This is a genomic window from [Scytonema hofmanni] UTEX 2349, from assembly GCF_000582685.1.
Classification (GTDB): Bacteria; Cyanobacteriota; Cyanobacteriia; order Cyanobacteriales; family Nostocaceae; genus Hassallia; species Hassallia hofmanni.
Window position 1 is genome coordinate 2,515,546 of record NZ_KK073768.1, and the last position, 2,705, is coordinate 2,518,250.

Consider the following 2,705-nt stretch of genomic DNA (forward strand, 5'->3'; position numbering starts at 1 on the left):
GCAGTTGCCATGTTTTACGGCAGTGAGAGCAGAGATAGCGGTGATGTCCGGCGGTGCTTTTGCCGTTACGCACCACCCCGTCAGTAGCTGAACAGGAGGGACAGCTGATAGAAACAGAAGCCACTGGAGCACCTCAAAAACACCATCATACACTAAATCAGTAAGTTGGCAGCATCACCCAGTTCTAAATATTATATAGTATGAAGTTTTTATCTCCACTTGATTTTTTTAGTAAATGATGATTTTTATACTTTTCCTGTGGTTTTAATTTTGATAAAAGCATTGTATGGGGTTGGATAAGGGAAGAGGTTAAGCTCAAATCAACTTGACTGACTAAGCGAATTTCCCCACCTAACAACTCGGCAATTTGTCGGCTGATAGATAAACCCAAACCTGTACCGCCGTATTTGCGGCTAGTTGTGCCATCTGCTTGTTGAAAAGCTTCAAAAATCACCTGCTGTTTTTCTGGGGGAATGCCAATACCAGTATCGCTGATTGCAAAAGCGATCGCTGATTTAGCACTATTAAGGCTTTGCTGGTCGCGACTCCAGCCTTCAGTTACAACTGACACTCGTAAACTTACCTGACCTTCTTCGGTAAATTTAAAAGCATTTGTCAACAAGTTATTTAGCAACTGTTGAAGACGTTTTGAATCTGTGTAGATAGTAGGGGGTAGTTGTTCATCAAAGTGAACGTGAAAATCTAGTTTTTTATCTTCCGCAATGGAACGAAAAGTCCATTCTACATGTCTTTGCAATTCGCTGAAAAAAGTTTCTTTTAGTTCTACTTCCATTGTTCCCGACTCTATTTTTGCTAAGTCGAGAATTTCATTAATTAGTGATAGTAAATCGTTTCCAGCAGAGTAGATAGTTTGACTGTATTCAATCTGTTTTTGTGTCAAATTTCCTTCATTGTTATTAGATAAAACTTGCGCTAATATCAGTAAACTATTTAATGGAGTTCTTAACTCGTGGGACATATTCGCCAAAAATTGCGACTTATATTTAGAAGTCGTGGTTAATTGTGTAGCTTTTTCTTCTAAATTTAAGCGTGCTTGCTCTACCTCACGATTTTTATATTCTACTTCCTGCTTTTGTTGAGCTAGTAACTCGGTTTTTTCTTCTAACTCTTCGTTGAGTTGTTGTAACTCTTCGTAGCTTTGTTGTAAATCTTGCTGTTGCTGTCGCAATAACTTATCGGAATTTTTTAATGTTTCCGTTTGCTCCTCCAAACGTTGATTACTTTGTAGGAGTTCTTCTTGCTGGGTTGTTAACTCATCGGTAAGCGATCGCGACTGTTGAAGTAATTCTTCGGTGCGTTGATATGCAACAATATTATCGAGGACTATACCAATACTTTCGCTGAGTTGGTCAAGAAAAGTTAGATGAATATCACTAAAGCGCTGGAATGAAGCTAGTTCAATCACCCCTAATACTCGCTCTTCATACACAGCAGGTAAAACAATAATATTCATCGGGGTTGCTTCCCCCAGCCCCGAATTGATTTTAATGTAGTCGGAAGGTACTTCTGTCAGCAAAATTCGCTGTTTCTCTAAAGCGCATTGTCCTACCAAACCTTCACCCAATTGAAAGCGGTTTGCTAAATGCTTGCGTTCTCGATAAGCATAAGTCCCCAAAAGTGTTAAACTAGGCTTCTCTTCCTGTGTTGTCATCAAGTAAAATGCGCCATGATGAGCCGAGACTAAAGGAGCGAGTTCTCTAAGAATAAGTTGAGAAACAGCCTTTAAGTTTCGTTGTCCTTGCAAAATTTGGCTGAATTTTGCTAAGTTAGTTTTTAACCAGTCTCGCTCTACTGTTTGCTGATTTGTTGAGCGTAAGTTGGCGATCATTTTGTTAAATGTTTGTGCCAAAATACCTATTTCGTCGCGACGATTGTTAACAGGTACATTCGTGTCTAAGTCTCCAGCAGCAATTTTCTCTGCAACGCTAGAGACTTCTTCAAGCGGTCGAGAAATGTTGCGATTGAGAAAAAAGGCAATTAATGTTAGAAGAAGCAAATAAAGCGGGATACCAAAGGCAATACTATAATTCATTTGCCTCGTCGCTTCATCACTTGCCGCTGAACGCTGTTTTAATAACCGCAATTCTTCGTTTTTGAGATCCGAAACGAGACCACGGATATTATCCATCATTATCTTGCCTTTGCCTTGACCAGCTGAAACTGCTTGAGAAACACCTGCCGATCCTTGATTACGGCGAATTTCAATAACCTCTTTTAGTCTGTCGATTCTTTTTTGTGTAAGAGATTCTACAGCATCAAGCCGTTGCTGTTGACTAGGGTTATCTCCTGTCAATCTCCGCAGTTCAGTAATTTTTTTATCAATTACGGGAATCGCTGCATTATACGGTTGCAAGTAATCTTCTGAGCCAGTAATTAAATAACCCCGCTGTCCGGTTTCCGCATCCTTAAGTGTAGAAAGAAAATTTTCCAGGTTTGTCAGTACTTGGTAAGTGTGAGTTTCCAAGCGGCTAGTCTTTATCGTTTCTGTGGCAGTACGGTAAATAAGTAGACCAATAACTGTAAAAGATACCAGACTTACTGCGAAACTTGCTCCTATTTTGGTACTAATTTTGAACTTCTTTAACATTATCTGGCATCTGGTATCTGGTGGGCATGGGGCATGGGGCATGGGGCATGGGGTATGGGGCATGGGGCATGGGGCATGGGGCATGGAAAGAGTTCTA

Annotated in this window: 2 protein-coding genes; both read right to left on the reverse strand. The window is 40.4% G+C overall.

Translation table 11 applies throughout. From position 1 onward, the window contains the following. Positions 1-124: IS1 family transposase (locus TOL9009_RS43565; RefSeq protein ID WP_144238392.1), on the reverse strand; the 124-nt coding region annotated here is incomplete at its 3' end. Between the two features lie 60 nt (positions 125-184). Then, a complete protein-coding gene (locus TOL9009_RS39440; RefSeq protein ID WP_260675906.1) occupies positions 185-2,671 on the reverse strand; it encodes a CHASE3 domain-containing protein in 2,487 nt (828 codons plus the stop codon). Between the last annotated feature and the right edge of the window lie 34 nt (positions 2,672-2,705).

Excerpts from the sequence above, each read along its gene's own strand:
- TOL9009_RS39440 (WP_260675906.1), bottom strand. The coding sequence starts at position 2,671 with ATGCCCCATACCCCATGCCCCATGCCCCATGCCCCATGCCCACCAGAT.